The 14784-nt window shown below is 48.5% G+C and carries 16 protein-coding genes; 10 read left to right on the forward strand and 6 right to left on the reverse strand.

Annotated features, from left to right (window positions below; all coding sequences use genetic code 11):
* Window positions 1–59 precede the first annotated feature (59 nt).
* On the reverse strand, window positions 60–1541 hold the full coding sequence (locus BI182_RS00095; protein WP_286804688.1) for a carbon starvation CstA family protein: 1482 nt from the start codon (window positions 1539–1541) through the stop codon (window positions 60–62).
* A gap of 231 nt (window positions 1542–1772) precedes the next feature.
* Here BI182_RS00095 and budA point away from each other — a divergent pair, with 231 nt between their 5' ends.
* On the forward strand, window positions 1773–2573 hold the full coding sequence (gene budA, locus BI182_RS00100) for an acetolactate decarboxylase (protein WP_084633637.1): 801 nt from the start codon (window positions 1773–1775) through the stop codon (window positions 2571–2573).
* Between the two features lie 52 nt (window positions 2574–2625).
* Here budA and pdxR read toward each other — a convergent pair whose 3' ends face one another.
* Complete coding sequence (gene pdxR, locus BI182_RS00105) at window positions 2626–4041, reverse strand: MocR-like pyridoxine biosynthesis transcription factor PdxR (protein ID WP_286804690.1); 1416 nt, start codon at window positions 4039–4041, stop codon at window positions 2626–2628.
* A gap of 112 nt (window positions 4042–4153) precedes the next feature.
* On the opposite strand from pdxR, the gene BI182_RS00110 reads away from it, so the two are divergent.
* Complete coding sequence (locus BI182_RS00110; RefSeq protein ID WP_228880145.1) at window positions 4154–5107, forward strand: DMT family transporter; 954 nt, start codon at window positions 4154–4156, stop codon at window positions 5105–5107.
* 8 nt (window positions 5108–5115) lie between these two features.
* On the opposite strand, the gene BI182_RS00115 is transcribed toward BI182_RS00110, so the two are convergent.
* Window positions 5116–5583: a pyridoxamine 5'-phosphate oxidase family protein gene (locus BI182_RS00115; protein ID WP_070371463.1), complete on the reverse strand. Its 468-nt coding sequence runs from the start codon at window positions 5581–5583 to the stop codon at window positions 5116–5118.
* A gap of 353 nt (window positions 5584–5936) precedes the next feature.
* Here BI182_RS00115 and BI182_RS00120 point away from each other — a divergent pair, with 353 nt between their 5' ends.
* From BI182_RS00120 to BI182_RS00140, 5 genes are all read left to right on the forward strand, one after another.
* A complete protein-coding gene (locus BI182_RS00120; protein ID WP_070371462.1) occupies window positions 5937–7025 on the forward strand; it encodes a 4Fe-4S binding protein in 1089 nt (362 codons plus the stop codon).
* Window positions 7026–7241: 216 nt separating this feature from the next.
* Window positions 7242–7463, forward strand: a complete 222-nt coding sequence (locus BI182_RS00125) for a sulfurtransferase TusA family protein (RefSeq protein WP_070371461.1) — start codon at window positions 7242–7244, stop codon at window positions 7461–7463.
* Between the two features lie 13 nt (window positions 7464–7476).
* The gene (locus BI182_RS00130; RefSeq protein WP_286804694.1) at window positions 7477–7896 is read left to right on the forward strand and encodes a DsrE/DsrF/DrsH-like family protein; all 420 of its coding nucleotides are present in this window, start codon (window positions 7477–7479) and stop codon (window positions 7894–7896) included.
* 11 nt (window positions 7897–7907) lie between these two features.
* The gene (locus BI182_RS00135; RefSeq protein WP_286804696.1) at window positions 7908–9071 is read left to right on the forward strand and encodes a cysteine desulfurase family protein; all 1164 of its coding nucleotides are present in this window, start codon (window positions 7908–7910) and stop codon (window positions 9069–9071) included.
* Between the two features lie 12 nt (window positions 9072–9083).
* On the forward strand, window positions 9084–9719 hold the full coding sequence (locus BI182_RS00140) for an iron-sulfur cluster assembly scaffold protein (protein WP_148638238.1): 636 nt from the start codon (window positions 9084–9086) through the stop codon (window positions 9717–9719).
* 203 nt (window positions 9720–9922) lie between these two features.
* On the opposite strand, the gene BI182_RS00145 is transcribed toward BI182_RS00140, so the two are convergent.
* Window positions 9923–10105: a hypothetical protein gene (locus BI182_RS00145; protein ID WP_250935983.1), complete on the reverse strand. Its 183-nt coding sequence runs from the start codon at window positions 10103–10105 to the stop codon at window positions 9923–9925.
* Window positions 10106–10294: 189 nt separating this feature from the next.
* Between BI182_RS00145 and BI182_RS00150 the strand changes: the two genes are divergently transcribed.
* A complete protein-coding gene (locus tag BI182_RS00150; RefSeq protein ID WP_286804699.1) occupies window positions 10295–10885 on the forward strand; it encodes a flavin reductase family protein in 591 nt (196 codons plus the stop codon).
* Window positions 10886–10890: 5 nt separating this feature from the next.
* On the opposite strand, the gene BI182_RS00155 is transcribed toward BI182_RS00150, so the two are convergent.
* Both BI182_RS00155 and BI182_RS00160 read right to left on the reverse strand, forming a co-directional pair.
* Entirely contained in the window at window positions 10891–11931 is a 1041-nt protein-coding gene (locus BI182_RS00155; RefSeq protein ID WP_286804788.1) for a branched-chain amino acid aminotransferase, read from the reverse strand.
* Between the two features lie 167 nt (window positions 11932–12098).
* Window positions 12099–12995, reverse strand: coding sequence for a DUF445 domain-containing protein (locus BI182_RS00160; RefSeq protein WP_286804700.1), 897 nt, complete (start codon window positions 12993–12995; stop codon window positions 12099–12101).
* Between the two features lie 239 nt (window positions 12996–13234).
* Here BI182_RS00160 and BI182_RS00165 point away from each other — a divergent pair, with 239 nt between their 5' ends.
* Window positions 13235–14488: an MFS transporter gene (locus BI182_RS00165; RefSeq protein WP_250935989.1), complete on the forward strand. Its 1254-nt coding sequence runs from the start codon at window positions 13235–13237 to the stop codon at window positions 14486–14488.
* 96 nt (window positions 14489–14584) lie between these two features.
* Entirely contained in the window at window positions 14585–14767 is a 183-nt protein-coding gene (locus BI182_RS00170) for a transcriptional regulator (RefSeq protein ID WP_148638236.1), read from the forward strand.
* The last annotated feature ends 17 nt before the right edge of the window (window positions 14768–14784 follow it).

A 14784-nucleotide genomic window follows, 5' to 3' on the forward strand; every position in this document is an offset into this window, starting at 1 on the left:
AATCCCCGCAGCATCACTTGAGATGCGACGGGGATTTTGTCGGTACTGGTTTATATTTTCTATTGGGGCAGCTGATCCAGACCTTTTCGGCCCTGTTTTAAAACCAGCACCATGTAGAGAATGGCTGCCGCGGCGCCAATCAGATAAGAGAGGATATAACTGTTGGGGTTGATGCCTATCGTCGGGCCCAGTCGGGGTTCGAGACCCAGACCAATCGGGGCATGGCAGATATAAGAGATCACGATAAAGGTGTAAAACATCCCCGGGAGCAGGGTAATCCAGAAAATCTTGTGTTCAGTCATTAAATAAACCGCCGCCATCGCCAGGGCGAAGATCGCCACAAACTGGTTGGTAAAACCAAAATACTGCCATAATAGATTAAACCCATTGGGGGCGGTCTTGGCAAAAACCAGAATCACAACCGCTGGGACAAAAATTCCCAGAGTTGTCAGCAGTCGATTTTTGATGACGGTCTGATCAATGTTAAAGGCTTCTCCGACCATCAGTCGCAGCGACCGAAAGGCGGTATCGCCGGAAGTAATCGGTAGTACGATAACCCCGAGAATGGCGAAAAACGCCCCAATCGGGCCCAAAAATTCCTGGGAGATCAGGCCCACCATGGCGGTGGCGCCGGTACTGAAATCGACACCGCGACTAAACAGCACCATCGCCCCGGCCGCCCAGCACATGGCGATAAAGCCTTCCAGGATCATCATGTTGTAAAAGGTCCCGCGTCCTTCTTTTTCGGCAGTAACAGTCCGCGAAATCAGCGTCGACTGACTGCCGTGAAAGCCCGAGAGGATGCCGCAGGCGACGGTAATAAAGAAGACCGGAATAAATTGCTGACCCAGGGGATGTTGGGGCAGGGTCGACCAGGACAGGTTCAGGAGATTGACACCACCATCCATCATGATGCCGGTAAAAACCCCCAGCGCTGAAATGATCAGAATAGCCCCAAAAATTGGATAGACCCGGCCAATTATTTTATCGATGGGGAAGAAGGTGGCGATTAAATAATAACCAAAAATGACCGCATAAACGATCCAGATGGTGGTGTTCTGGGCACCGGCATCCTTATTCAGAATATCCCTGGCAATCAGATCGCCGGGGGTGTAAATAAACACCACCCCCACCAGAAAAAGCAGCAACCACAACACCAGGGTATAAAAACGCTTGATCTGCGGGCCCAGATACTTGCCCACCAGCCGGGGCATCTGGGCGCCGCCGTTGCGGATCGAGATCATCCCGTTGAAGTAATCATGAACCGAGCCAGCCAGAACGCAGCCGATGGGAATCGTAATAAAGGCCAGCGGGCCGAACAGAATCCCCTGGATCGGTCCCAGCACCGGGCCGGTCCCGGCAATGTTGAGCAATTCGATTAACTGGTTTTTCCATTTGGGCATGGCCACAAAATCGACCCCATCGGCCTGGCTGATCGCCGGCGTCTGGCGCGTATCCGGGGCAAACACCTTTTCGACCAGTTTGCCATAGAAAAACCCGCCTAGAATTAAAATTAATAGTCCGATAATAAAGGTAATCATGATGCCTCCTCTGCAGTTGTCAGGCTTTTGTCGTAGAAAAAAAGCCCTAAGCTCAACCACGGTTTCATTTTAACATTGCGTTAAATCGCCGTCAATCCGGAATACTGCCCTATGTACGGATAGGTTGGTTCAGGTGAAGGCGGCGTAAGTTAAAATCCCCAAAAGTTTCCATTGCATCCGAGGTGATGGGGGTGTAAAATCGGACTTAGATTGAAAAATGAGGAGCGTGTTATGAAAATAAAAATTACCGCAATTGTTTTATCGGTTTTGGGGATAGTGACGCTGGCCGGTTGTGCCGCCGCAACCACTAACACCAGCAGCGAGGCTGCCGCAGCTAAAGAGGAGACCCTCTTCCAGGCATCGACGATCAATTCCCTGCTGGCCGGGAATTACGATGGTTTTATGACTTTTGGGGAATTAAAGCAGCATGGCGATGTCGGCATCGGTACCTTCAACGCCCTGGATGGCGAGCTGGTGATGATCGACAATACGGTCTACAAGGTCAAGGCCAGCGGTGCCGTGGAGGAAGTTCCAGACACCGATACCACCCCCTTTGCCGCAGTTACCTACTTTGACGAGGATGCGACTAAATCACTGGGACCAACCGCCAGTCTGGAAGCCCTGGAGCAGGAACTGGACAAAATGATAACCGACCCGAAGGCCTTCTATGTGTTCCGGATCGACGGCACCTTCAACACCATCAAAGCCCGTTCGGTGCCCAGCCAGATAAAACCTTATCCGGTGCTTTCTGAAGCCGTCAAAAACCAGTCGATCTTTGACTATCAAAAGATCAGCGGTACCCTGGTCGGCTTGTGGTGCCCGGCCGATATCGGCGGCTTGAATGTCAAAGGCTACCATTTTCATTTTATCGCCGATGACCGCAGCAAGGGCGGCCATCTGCTTGATGTCAGCTTTGACAGCGCCACTGCCTTTGTCGATCAAACCGACGGCTTTTTCATGACCCTGTCGCCATCCACCCCGGAAGGAACCGTAACGGATGCCGACTCCGCCATCGATGCTGTCGAAAAATAACCAGATTCGAAGCTATCTTAAAAAGACACTCGTAAGAGTGTCTTTTTTGTGCTCAAGATCCCGGTTCCCGCAGGGCAGTACAGAATCGGGTGATGCCGGTGGTGATTTCGGCAAAGGTTAGGTGAGCGTAGCCGAGGAGGATGTCGCTGCCGTAGGGTGTTGTGTTGCCAAAAACGTAGTTTTCAATGGGATAGACCCGGACCTGATGGGCATTAATGCGATCGATCAGTGGGGGAGCAAAAACAACGCCGTTAAAACGGACAACCATGTGCAGCCCGGCGGCATGGCCTTTGATTTCAAATTCAGCCGGATAACAACGGGATAATTCAGCGATCAGGTGCTGGCGTTTTTTAGCATAGATTTTTTTCATCCTCCAGATGTGTTTTTCCAGCCCACCGCTTTCAATAAATTCGGCCAGGGCGTACTGGGTCAGGGCTTCGGTATGAACGTCGGAATATTTTTTAAGCTCCAGGTAAGGTTCGATCAGTTGATCCGGGAGAATCAGATACCCCAACCGGATAGCCGGGGTGAGGATCTTGCTGAAGGTCCCCAGGTAAATGACCCGGTCAGGACTTAGCTCATAAAGGGATGAAACCGGCTGGCCTTCAAAGCGGAATTCACTGTCATAGTCATCCTCCAGCAGATACGTATCATTGGCGATGGCATACTGGATCAGTTTCTGACGGCGTTGGATCGGCAGGATGCCACCCAACGGATATTGATGGGAAGGGGTCGTATAGACAAAGGCCGGGTTCGGATGGGCGTTGAGGCTATCAGTCAACAGACCCTGATCATCCACCGGGATCCCAATTAAATGGAGTTTTGCGCGCTCAATAATCTGGCGCAATCCGGGATGGGTGGGATCTTCAATCAGGACCGCTTGCCGCTGATCCTGAAATAACGCGGCGATCAGGGCCAGACCCTGGGTCGAGCCAGAAACGATCATAATCTGGTCGGGATGACAGGTGAGTCCCCGGGTGCGTCGCAAATAGGCGGCAATCGTCTGGCGCAGCCTCATCACCCCGGCGCTGGGATGATAACGAAAAGCGGCTTCAGGAATCTGATCAAGACTGCGCTGATAGGCTTTTTTCCACGCCGACAGCGGAAACCGGGACGAATCAATGACGCCGGACTGGAAATCAATCACTGCGGATGGCGGTACTTTTGTTGCGATCATCGTGGCAGCGCATTTTTTCGTAGCGGTGTCCGGGGGGATCGAAAATACATCAATGCCATTGGCGACCACCGTCCCCGATCCATGATTTCCAATCAGGTAGCCCTCGGCAATCAATTGATTGTAAGCTTCCAGAACGGTGCTGCGGGAGATCCCCAGATCAGTGGCCAGCTGCCTGGTTGATGGCAGCTTCTCGGCCGGTGCCAGCTGGCCGTTTAAAATCAGGTGTTTGATCTGCTCATAAAGCTGTCGCATCAAGGGGCGGTCATTCTTTTTATCAAGATTAATCCACATTGCGTTCCTCCAAAAGTGGTTTGCTAAAAAAACCATTTAAGTGGTTATTTACAAACCACATCAATCGGGTAAGATTTTATCATAATCATATAAAAGAGAAAAGAGGATTATTATGGGAGAAAAACTCCGCGCCTATGTGGATTTGACAGTGGCGATGGCAATCGCCGGCAGTGCGGTTGTGGTCAGTAAAATGATGGTGGCAAGGGTGCCGGTTTTTTTGGCCACCGAACTGGGGATTGCCATCGGGCTGGTCTTTTTGCTGCTGGTCACCTTTGTGATTAAAAAAGAACACCACCGCCTGGATAAAAAATCCGTGGTGGTATTGTTGGGTCAAGCCCTGGCCGGGATTGTGTTCTACCGGGTCTTTATTTTCTGGGGGCTACAGCTGACATCAGCCGCTAACAGCGGTTTAATTTCCAGCTCTGGACCGGCCATTGTGGTGATTCTGGCGTTTTTTATTTTGAAAGAGAAGATCTCAAAAAATAACGCCATCGGTCTGGCGTTTGTTATTGTCGGATTACTCTGTATCAACCTCTTCACCTATTTTGCGGAAGGGACCCTTGACAGCTCGGTGCTGGGGAATTTTCTGATTCTGATTGCCGTTATTGGCGAGGGCTTATTTTCGGTGCTCAGTAAAATAAAGTGCATCCCGATGTCCCCGGTATACCGGACAACACTGGTGGCGGGAATGGCCTTTATCTGCTTACTGCCCCTTGCCATCCACGACGCCTGGGGCTATCCGTTTGCCAAAATGTCGCTTCAGACTATTTTGTGTATTGGCTATTACGGGATCTTTGTCTCATTTATATCGTATGTCCTATGGTTTCGGGGGATTGCTAAAGTTGCAGCCAGCAACGCGGCGATCTTCATTAGCGTGGTGCCGGTCAGCAGCATTATTCTGGCTGCCATCCTGCTCAATGAAAAAATCCAGCTCAGTCATCTGCTGGGGATGATCCTGATCGTCTGCGGCATTCTCATCGCCACCCAAAAATCGCCAGCGAGCGCCAGCAAAATACCTGTTCCAGAGCTAAAAAACATTACGGCTGAAACGATCGAAAGCGATTGATCCCGCGATTAGTGCCGTTTGCCAGAATAACGGCGAAGTTCAACCGCAATCACGGAGGTTTGCTCGAGGATCTGCTGATCAAAGCTGAAATCGTCCCGGCCGGTCTGCTGTTTCATAATCGCCTGTAAAGCCTCAGCCTTTGCCGCGGCATCGTCCAGAAAAACCGCCTGACCGGTGCCGATAAAACTTTCAAAATAGCAGCTGTAATCACAGCCCTTTTCGCCGCTGATCAGCTCTTTCATCTGATCCATCTCGATACAGACCTGGTTATTCTGTTTCAGGATCTCTGTTTTGCGGCCTTCCCTGGCACAGTGCAGAAAGATGGTAATGACGGAATCATCCTGGCGATAGCCAAAATTCAGGGGCACCACATAGGGTTGGCCGTTGTCCACCATGGCCAGCCGGCACACCTTACAGCCGTTAATAATTTCAATAATCTCCGTTAGTTTGGTTACTTCCCGATTTTTACGTCGCATTTGTTTCCTCCATTTGTTTTTATTTAATAGGTAATTGCGAAACAGCCGTGAGCTTTGCGCCCAGTTTCGCACGAAACAATTGTTACACTGTACGGCGGACAGTTCTCTGAACTGTTCGCCTACACGTTACAAAATTGTTTGTGGAAACTGCACTCAAAGCAACCATTGTTCGGTGTTTTTTCATTTCGCAATTACCTATTTTTATTTAATCATTAAATTATAACTTATCGTACCGATTTTGATGCTGGCAGTCAAGCAGCTATTTCTGATTCGTATCATGACTATTCTTGTGTTTATCGTGAAAGAAGTTTATAATTAAGAAAAAATTATAGTTATCGAGGAGGACCAGAACCATGGCGAGTCACCGTAATTCTAGCGAAACAAAAGCCTCCAGTGAAATAAAAGCACTCAAAGCAATCCTGTGGGTGTATATCATCCTCTGCCTGATCATTGCCGGGCTCAATTTCGGCTATGTCAGTCGGGCTACCCCGGAAGTGGCCGCCTTTATCGCCTGGCTGTGGGGTTTTTATGAAAACTGGGTCAAGACCAGTTTTATTGTTATTGGTAGCTTTCTGACCCTGCGGATTATTGGCGCATCCGGGCGGACTGAGATGCGCAAACGCAATCTGACCGGTTTTATCGTGATGGCTTTGGTCGTTCATATTGTTGGCCCGATTCTTTTAGATAATCAGGAACTTTACTTTTTTGCGATGCCACTTCCCTGGACCACCATCCCCTTACAACTGATGGACCCCAACACCGCCTTTTATCTCAAATACCTGCCGGTCTTTGGCCTCACTGGCATCGCGCTGGCGCTGGCCTTTTATCTGCTTATCACCATCGTTGTTCTGGTCGGAACGCTGCTTTGGGGACGGCGCTGGCAGTGCGCGACACTGTGCCTGTTCAATGGTTTTGCCAGTGAGGTTTTTGATCCGGTAATGCCCTTGCTGGGAACCCGGAAAAAGCTTAAGGCCCGCGGCTTAAAAGTGTTTGCCATCCTGCGTTGGCTGTTTCTGGCAGTCGCCATCGGTTTTACCGTCTACTGGGTGCTCTATCTGTTGGGTCTGCCGCTGGCCAACAGCGAGACAGTGGCAAAAATCGAAACCTATAAATACCTCGCCGCTGAACTGTTGATGGCGATGTTTTTCTGGGTCGCCTTTTGCGGTCGCGGCTACTGTTATTATTGCCCTCTGGGAACGGTGGTGGGCCTGCTTGGCAAGCTGGTTGGTCAGCAGATCACCACCAATCAGAGCAACTGCATCCAATGTGGCCGCTGCAACGTTGCCTGTCCAATGGCCATCGATTTAAAATCCCGTGCCGCCACCGGCCTTCCGGTATCCGAGCTGCGCTGTGTCGGTTGCGGTCACTGTGTCGACAGCTGCCCCACCAAGACCCTGGCATATTCAACCCGGTTTCTCGAGCGCTTTAAAAATAAAAAGTAAGAGAAAGAACGAGCTAATAAACTAACCCCGTACCGACAATTGGTCGGTACAGTATCTTACAGCAACCTCAGCAGGCCGTCGGACGATCCGCCGGCCTGCTTTTTTATGCTTTTTACTGAATATTCAAGTAAGTTGTTCATAATGGGGTATGAAAAAAGAGAAAACGACGGAAAGGCACAGCAGCAGTGAATAAAAATTTGAGTAGGAGGCAAGAACATGGCAGAAATTTATGTTGATGTGAGAGGCGAAACCTGTCCGGTTCCTTTGGTAGAAATGCGTAAAGCCGTCAGAAGGGCGCAACCGGGGGATGTCATTGCGATTACCGGGAACAATGCCGCCTCGAAAAAAGAAATCCCGATGGCCGCCGATGCTTTGTCGCTGGCAGTCACCAGCATTGAAGAACAGGACGGCACCTGGACCATAAAAATCCAAAAGTAAAGGAGGCTTTTTCATGGCGGACAAAACAACCATTATTGTTCAGAGTGGTGATATGGATAAACTGTATAGTGCTCTGATTGTGTCCAATGGCTCACTGGCGATGGGGATGGAGGTATCCCTGTATTTTACCTTCTGGGGATTGCTGCGCCTGAAAAAAGGCGGCCTGGAAAAAGGGCCTTTATCGAAAATGCATTTTCTGGGCTTGGGAAAAAAGATGATGCTGGGACGGATGAAAAAAAATAATGTCGCTTCCCTGGAACGGCTGATGGCTGATTTTAAGGAACTGGGCGGCAAAATCATCGCCTGTGAAATGACCATGGACATCATGGGTTTAAAACGATCCGATCTGATCGAAGACATCATTGACGAATATGGGGCCGTCGGAACCTACATCCAGGAAGCCCGACAGTCAGCGATTACCTTGTTTATCTAAGGGGGGGACTCATGGAAAACGTGTATTATTTGGATAATGCCGCCGCTACCCGGCTGGATGAGCAGGTGCTGGAAGTGATGAAACCGCTATATTTTGACCGTTACTCGGTGGCGACCTCGGAATTTGGTTATTCGTTGGGGGTTGAGGCAAAAGAAGCCCTGGATGATGCCAGAACTAGGCTTGCAAAGGCCCTGGGCGCCAACAGCCAGGAGTTTATTTTCACCTCCGGCAGTGCCGAGTCCAGTAATTTGGCCTTAAAAGGGGTTGCCAAGGCTTTGGGGGCAAAAAAAGGTAAACACCTGATCGTCTCCAAAATTGAAGACTTTCCAGTGCTGTACAGCGCCAGAACCCTGGAAAAGGAAGGCTTCACCGTCGATTATCTGGACGTCGATGGGGATGGTCTGGTGGATCTTAAAAAACTCCAGGCGCTGATCAGCCCGGAAACCATTTTGGTCTCGGTTCAGCATGGTAATCAGGAGATCGGCACCCTTCAGGATATCAATGCGATCGGCAAAATCTGCCATGATCAGGGGGCACTCTTTCATACTGACGCCACCCACACCTTTATGCGTGTGCCTCTGGATGTCAACACCATTGCCGTTGATCTGATCACCGTCTCGGCTCATACCCTGCATGGTCCTAAGGGGATTGGTGGACTCTATGTAAAAAAAGGCACCACTCTGGCTAAAATAATGGATGGCGGTTTTCAGGAGTTTGATCTCCGCGGCGGGATGGATAACATTCCCGGTGCCGTCGGCTTTGCCAAAGCGGCGGAACTGGTGACGGCGGATGAAAACATCCGGCTGGCAGCAATGCGGGATCACATTATCACCATGGTGAGCGAGCAGATCCCTGATGTTATCCTAAACGGTCATCCCCGGCAGCGGACGCCCCAAAATGCCAATATCACCTTCCATTATGTGGAGGGGGAATCGATCACCCTTCATCTGGACATGTATGGCATTGCCGTCAGCACCGGTTCGGCTTGTTTTAGCCGCTCCCTGGAAGCCAGTCATGTGATTGCCGCCATCGGTGGTGACCATGAGCGGGCTCACGGCTCGATCCGGATGACAGTGGGTCGCTTCAATACCATGGAAGAGGTGGTTTTTGTGGTGGAAACGCTGAAAAAGGTGGTTGAGAACCTGAGAAAAATCAGTCCCCTGGGAAAGGAATAGGAGGAAATAACAATGGCAAGTCCTTATAACGATCTGGTCCTGGAACATTTTAAGAATCCCCGCAATACCGGGCGGATTGAAGATCCCGATGGCAAAGCAACCGAAGGCAGTCCGGCCTGCGGCGATATGGTGTCACTCTATTTAAAGGTCGATCCCGAGACCAAGAAGATCGATGATATCAAATTTGAATCTTACGGTTGTGCCTCAAACATCGCCACCGGTTCGATTATTACCGAACTGGCCAAAGGCAAAACCATTGATGAAGCCAAAAATATTACCTGGCAGGAAGCCTCGGAAGCCCTGGGCGGGCTGCCCAAAATCAAGGCTCATTGCTCGGTGCTGGCAGTGGAGGTGTTGCGCTCGGCAATTCAGAATTATGAAGAAAAGCACGGCCTGGTTACTGAAAAGGTCGCCACTACCGAAGAAATTGTCAGAAAACGCTTAAAGAAGGTCATGAATCCGATCAAAGGCCTGGATATGGTGGCTACTCATCTGGTCAAGGAAATTGATATCACCGGTGGCGTGGTTCGGATCGTCATCGATCTCCCCGAAACCCATCAGTTTGCCAACGCCATCAAAGAAGATGCAATCGAAAAAATCGAATCCCTCTGGGATATCGATCAAGTCATCGTCGAGTTTACCGACTGATAATTGATCGGTACGGTAGTTTATCGCCAATAAAAAAGAGCAACCTGTTAAAGCGTTGCTCTTTTGCCGCTAACGGGCAGTTTTTGAAACAGCAATAATACTTAAGGTCAGAGCTGCGGCGCCCATTACCAGGGCAACCATACTGGATACAAAAGCGGCTACTTTCATCGAACTACCTCCTTATTCGTTTTTTTCAGTTGGTTTCAATCCTCGTCGTAAAAACCACTCATGGAATAATCTTCAAGCGCTTCCAATAAAAAGACCAGACTTCCGGTCATGCTTTCGGCGGTAGTAACGACAATTTCTTTTTCTTCTTCGGTCAAATCCATGAATTCTTCTTCAAGATCACATAGACGTTTAATTAGAAATAATAATTCTGTTTTCATACTTCTCCTGTCCACTGTCTTTTCTAATTATAATACTATCGGCTTAGCAAAGAAATTGCAAGAAAAATTGTACTTAAATGGTTTAATCGATGCTTTTCAGCAGTCTTGGGCCCGGCTGACGATGATTTTCTGCCATAAGGATGGGAAAACTGCTATAATGATCTTATCGCAGACAAAGGAGAAAATGCAATGAGTAAAACAAAATGGCCGGGATCGGTATTACTGGCCCCGGTACCTCCGGTGTTGGTAACCTGTGGCGAGGCCGCATCAGAAAATATCATAACGGTGGGCTGGACCGGGGTTCTCAATACCAAACCGCCGATGACCTATATTTCGCTGCGGCCCGGTCGCTTATCTTATGAAATCATTACCGCCACTCGGGAGTTCACCATCAATTTGTCGACTGTAGCGCTGGTCAATGCCGTCGATTTCTGCGGGGTGCGCTCCGGCCGGGAGATCAATAAATTTGAACGGATGGGCTTAGCCGCAATCCCCGGAGATACAGTAAAGTGTCCGATGCTGGCCGCTAGCCCCTTAAGTCTGGAATGCCATGTTAAAGAAATCATCCCGCTGGGCACCCACGACATGTTTATGGCCGAGATTCAGGCAGTTCATGTGGAGGACACTCTTATCGATGACAATGGAAAACTCCATCTCGATCGGGCTGACCTCCTGGCCTACGTCCATGGTGAATACTTTGGTCTGGGCAAAAAGGTCGGCAGTTTCGGTTATTCGGTTCGCAAAAAGAAAAAGAAGAAGCGACCCGCACAGCAAAAATAAACCCTTTATAACTTGGTAATCCAGCCTTCGGGACTGGCCAGATCGCCCAGTTGGATCGCGTTGAGGGTATCGTAGAGTTTTTTGGTCACCGGGCCGACTGCGGTTTCGCTGTAGAAAACGTGCAGCCGGTTGTGATGGAAGATACCGCCGATGGGGGTGATTACCGCAGCAGTGCCGCAGGCGCCGGCTTCGGCAAAGATATCCAACTCGTCGATGAAAACATCCTCTTCGGATACGGCCATCCCTAAAACATGCTCGGCCAGATACAGCAGCGAGTATTTGGTGATGCTGGGTAAGATCGAAGGGGAGTCGGGGGTGACAAAGCGATTGTCTCTGGTGATGCCAAAGAAATTGGCGGCGCCGACCTCTTCAATTTTGGTGTGCGTCGTCGGGTCCAGGTAGATGCAATCGGCAAAGCCGTTCTTAACGGCAATTTCATGGGCCAGCATCGAGGCCGCATAGTTGCCGCCAACCTTCTGTTGGCCGGTGCCGTTGCAGGCTGCCCGGTCATAGTCGGAGACCATAAAATTAACTGGTGTCAGCCCACCTTTGAAGTAAGCGCCGACGGGCATACAGAAAACCGTAAAGATGTATTCATTGGCTGGTTTAACCGCCATGCTGTTACCGACCCCAATCATCATCGGGCGGATATACAGCGAGCCGCCAGTACCATAGGGCGGAATATAGGCTGCATTGGCCTTAACCACCTCGAGACAGGCTTTGACGAAGGTCTCTTCAGGAATTACCGGCATTAACAGCCGTTGGCAGGAATCCTGAAAGCGTTTGGCATTCTGGTCAACCCGAAACAACTGAATCTCGCCATTTTTCGTCCGATAGGCCTTCAGTCCTTCAAAACACTGCTGCCCATAATGCAGACAGGGAGCTGCTTCACCCAGATGCAAAACATTATCTTCAGTCAAAACCCCTTCATCCCACTGCCCGTCTTTCCAGAACGACAGATAGCGATAATCCGTTTTGATATATTCAAATCCCAATTGATCCCAATTAATTTCTAATTTTTTAGTCATTTTTAGCTCCTTTTTAATATCTATCCTAATTGATTGCGAAATTTGAAAGAATCGAACAAACTATTTCGTAACGTGTCGGTGAACAGTACAAGAAAGTGTTGTGCGCCCTAGTGTAGAAATTGTTTGGTGTAACCGACAGCGAAGCCCATGGTAGTTTTTTAAATTCAGACAACCTGTTTGCTTCCCTAGACAAAGGACATCACCAGGCCCATGATACAACCCAATAATCCGCCCAGCCAGACAATGGCATTGAGTTCCTTACGCATGATTTCCAACAGCATTTTTTCAAAAGTCAGGACATCGTAGCCGTTAATCTGATCTTCAACCAGTTTTGACAAGTCCAGGGCGTGTATTAAGATGCCGATGTTTTTGTCGATCAGTTGATGATAGGTCGAAATAACCCAGGCGACAAATTCCGGAATCCGGTCTTCGTATTCAAGATAAAGGTCACAAAGCCGTTTATCGAGCAGATTGGTGCTTTCTTTTTCAAAGATGTTATCGAGAATACTCTCGCCTTTTTCAACCACCATCCGTTCGATGATTTCAGACATTTTAACCTTGGCAGAACTGATCAGATTTTCATTGATCAGCATCGCAAACATTGAACCTTGGAGATTGCTGACAATTTCGGTGACGGCGATTTCTGATAAGAGCGGCCCAAGTTCCATTTTGACCATCCGTTCATAAGAGAAACCGACCACTTTGTTTGTCACATCTGTGATGATCAGCGCACCGCGTTCGGCGCCGGAAAACGAGTAAAACAGCTCCCGCAGGGTTTCGTCGCTGGTGCTTTTTTTAGCAATCAGGCCATTGACGGCGATGGTGATCTTGTCGTCCATTTCCGGGGACAGCAGACCATTTTTGATGACGTCCTCATTAAGCAGATTGTTGGCCACCACGTCCCCGAGTGATTTGGCGATACGGGGTTTTTCTTTAGGGATTAAGCCCGGGGTAAAGGGCAAGGTCAACCCGAATACCTTGATGGCGTTTAAGGGGCGAAAGAGCATCCGAATCGCGATGCCGTTAGTGATCAGTCCGATGATGCCGCCCAGTAACGGACCGATAAAGAATGATAAATCCATGATTTCCTCCTGTCATGCCTTTTGATAGTTAGTTAATCAGAAACGGAACGAAAATTTTACGTCACGTTCGTAATGAACGCTTCCATTGTAACTAGTGTATATTTTAATCTTTTTAAAACATGCTGTCCAGTGGAATCATGAAAACCAGTAAGAAATGCATGATTTACTGGTATTTATGATTGTTTTTACTTTAGCAAGCTGATACAATAAAGCAAGAAAATTTTTGGAAGCAGAGGGAAATGATGAAAAATGAGAATTTAAAACGGTGGATCTACCTGTGTGTTGGAACCATCATGCTGTTGTTTCTGGGATTATTGTATGCCTGGTCAATTTTTAGGGCGCCGCTGAACAAGGTCTTTGAAACGTGGACGGTAACAGACTTATCACTAAATTTTACCATCTCAATTATCTTTTTTTGTATTGGTGGTTTTGTCAGCGGACAATTAACCCGCTTGATCAAAAACCGGACCATTGTTCTGATTGCGGCAGCGATGTTGTTTATCGGTTTCTTCGGGGTCTCGAAAATCGATCCGAGTCAACCAGAACAAAGTCTGATGATGTTGTATATCTTTTATGGGGTACTTTGCGGAACCGGCGTTGGTATGGGCTATAACTCAATTATTAGTGCGGTTGTACCCTGGTTTTCTGAAAAAGCTGGTTTGGCGTCAGGAATTTTATTAATGGGCTTTGGACTTGGCGGTTTGATTCTGGGAACGATGATCAGTTCTCTAATTGGCGACGTCGGCGTTTTGAACACTTTCTTTTATCTGGCGATCATGGGAGCAATTGTGATGGCTCTGGGCTCCTTCTTTATAAAAAAACCGGTAACTGCGCCCAAAAAAGCGGTAGCTGTTGCGGGTGAGACCAGCCAGAAAAAAGAATATACAGCCAGAGAAATGTTAAAAACCGGCGTATTCTGGACTTATTTCTTCTGGGGGATTATGATTACCGCATCGGGACTGCTGATTATTGGGAGTGCAGCAACCATTGCGGTGGCCTTTGGTGCACCGGCCCAGTTGGGGCTGTTGGTATCCGTTTTTAATGGTGGCGGTCGTGTTGTGATCGGAACGGTGTTTGACAAAATGGGCAGAGCGAAGGCTATGGGAATCAATACCATACTTCTGCTGGTTGCTGGCGTTTTCTTGTTTATGGGTGCCACGATGAATAATGTTATTTTCATCTTTATCGGGCTTTTATCGGTTGGGGTTACCTATGGTGGCGTGCCAGCTTTATCCTCGGTGGTGATCAATTCCAGTTTTGGTTCAAAAAATTATCCCCTTAATTTCAGCTTGTCCAATTTTTTACTGGTACCGGCGGCTATTATCGGACCAATGATCTCCAGTTATTTACTGCAGAACTCTGGCGGTAGCTATAGTTCGACCTTTATTGTAATTATAGTCTTCGCTGCCATTGCTTTGGTGCTGAACCACATATTAGGGATACAAAGTAAAAAACTAAGCCAGGCTTCAATTATCGCAGTGGGCGAGAATTAAGCACCACCTGCGGTCAGCAATTGGCCAAATTAAAACCCAAATTAAGGATGAGCTGTTAAAATTTGTCATAAGAATGAATGAATTTGGAGGGCAAATATGGAACTGAAGGATAAAATTTTAGCTTGTATGGAACAGCATGGAGCGCCGATGACTGCTGGCGAAGTTGAAAAAGCCTTGAAGGTTGATCGTAAAGAAGTTGATAAAGCCTTCAAACAGCTAAAAAAAGAAGAAGCTATTGTCTCCCCGGTGCGCTGCAAGTGGGAACCAGCCAAAAAATAACTAAAAAGAAAGGGAAA

Origin of the sequence: Acetobacterium sp. MES1 (assembly GCF_002237635.1) — a bacterium.
Classification (GTDB): domain Bacteria; phylum Bacillota; class Clostridia; order Eubacteriales; family Eubacteriaceae; genus Acetobacterium; species Acetobacterium wieringae.